The following is a 1,593-nucleotide window of genomic DNA, read 5'->3' on the forward strand; positions in this document are numbered from 1 at the left end:
ATAAGAGACAGATGGGGCATGGGGCATGGGGCATTCTCTTCCCCTGCTTCCATTATTTACTTGGTTTTGGTAATAATAAGCACTAAATAAAATTGTTGGAGAAAGTTCAACAGTCAACTATGCTATGATTAGATGGTCGAGAAATATTTTCGGTCATGTGACTGAATTATATAGACGCCTCTCCGAATCTAAATCTCTACACTCTTTGATTCTAGAGGTATTACATGTCGGTTCATATTGATAATCTATCTATTAAAGTTGAATATCATAACTCCAATCGTGTCACTTCAAAGTTAAGATTTTTGCAAGAGGTTCAATATATTTACTAATTCATTGTTCCTTGAGAGATAAACTTTAGTGGAATATCTTTCAATTGAACAATTTAATTCGGATTGGCTAAACTGTTGAGAATAATGTCAATATTTGAGATTAAAAATTAACTTATCATCTTGCTAAAAGCTTCAGCTTTTAGTTAACCGAATCGCATTTGAATATCTTCTGCAAACTTGTATATATTACTGTCAAAAACATGCAGCAAAGACTGACAGTAAACTTATCTCGCAAACATAATATAGTATACACATACCGCTGAAAAATATGCCAAACACTATAATTACCCGTCCTGAGTCCCTTTCGGAAGATTGTTTTTTTACTTACGCAATTGGGACTGAATTACATGATAGCAATTCTACCGCCCAATATTTACGCCGAATCAGGAAAGAAGATAAACCGTATATTGACGTAGCAGTTTCTCCTAGACCTGGCTATCGTTTTGAAGTTTGCCTTATCCCAGTGGAAGGGTTCGCTCAAGAAACAATATTGACAAAAGATGGATTGGCCAAAGCTTTAGGGGTTATTTGTGCTGTATCTAATAAAGCTAGAAAGCGATTTCCTTCAGGGAACGGACAGGATATTGTCCGATGCCAATTTAGCAACTTAGCTGATGCAGTAGCTGTAGCAAATAGGTTGTCCGCATTACCCTCCAATATGTATGAAACTATTTCCAAAGTTCCATCTGTTTTGTGAAAAAATTAATGGTTTGTATGCCATCTGATCCAACCAGCGGTATTCGCTGATCCTTGCCGAAAAATATGCGTTTTAGCTATTCAGGATCTGAGCCAAACGCGTATAACTTTCCTGTTTTGACATGATAACCCCTAATTCAAAGAGAGTTTTTTTATGACTAACGGCCCTTTGCGTGAAGAACCTCGTAATCAACGAGCTACTGTAATTCGTACAAGTAATGAATTTGTTCTCTTGGAATGGCTAAAATCGACTGGTCGCCTAATAGAGCGAGAGCCTCAAGAATCTGAGTATTTAAATGAAGTAGAAGAAATTTCAGAGATGATAGATCTAGATGATATTCCTTATGATCATGATGATGACGATGTTGAAATGGATTTAGAAGCTTAGCATATCAAATGATTTTGACACTCCCCTGGCTAAAGCCGAGGGGATTCTTAATGAAACAATTGTAAAGACAACTGCTCAAATAATATCCGCTTTTCAGGTATTACCTTAGATGTACGGTTCTTGCCCTGATCCCGTTTGCCACGAATGGCGGAATCATGTCTGACAAGCGTAACTTTCCCG

The 1,593-nt window shown here is 37.2% G+C and carries 2 protein-coding genes; both read left to right on the forward strand.

Annotation, left to right across the window (positions count from 1 at the left end; all coding sequences use genetic code 11):
- Positions 1 to 597: 597 nt before the first annotated feature.
- A complete protein-coding gene (locus IQ246_RS29570) occupies positions 598 to 1,026 on the forward strand; it encodes a hypothetical protein (RefSeq protein ID WP_194006835.1) in 429 nt (142 codons plus the stop codon).
- 153 nt (positions 1,027 to 1,179) lie between these two features.
- Positions 1,180 to 1,413: a DUF3134 domain-containing protein gene (locus IQ246_RS29575; RefSeq protein WP_194006836.1), complete on the forward strand. Its 234-nt coding sequence runs from the start codon at positions 1,180 to 1,182 to the stop codon at positions 1,411 to 1,413.
- The last annotated feature ends 180 nt before the right edge of the window (positions 1,414 to 1,593 follow it).

The sequence above is a fragment of the aff. Roholtiella sp. LEGE 12411 genome (assembly GCF_015206995.1).
In the GTDB taxonomy this organism is placed as follows: Bacteria; Cyanobacteriota; Cyanobacteriia; order Cyanobacteriales; family Nostocaceae; genus Komarekiella.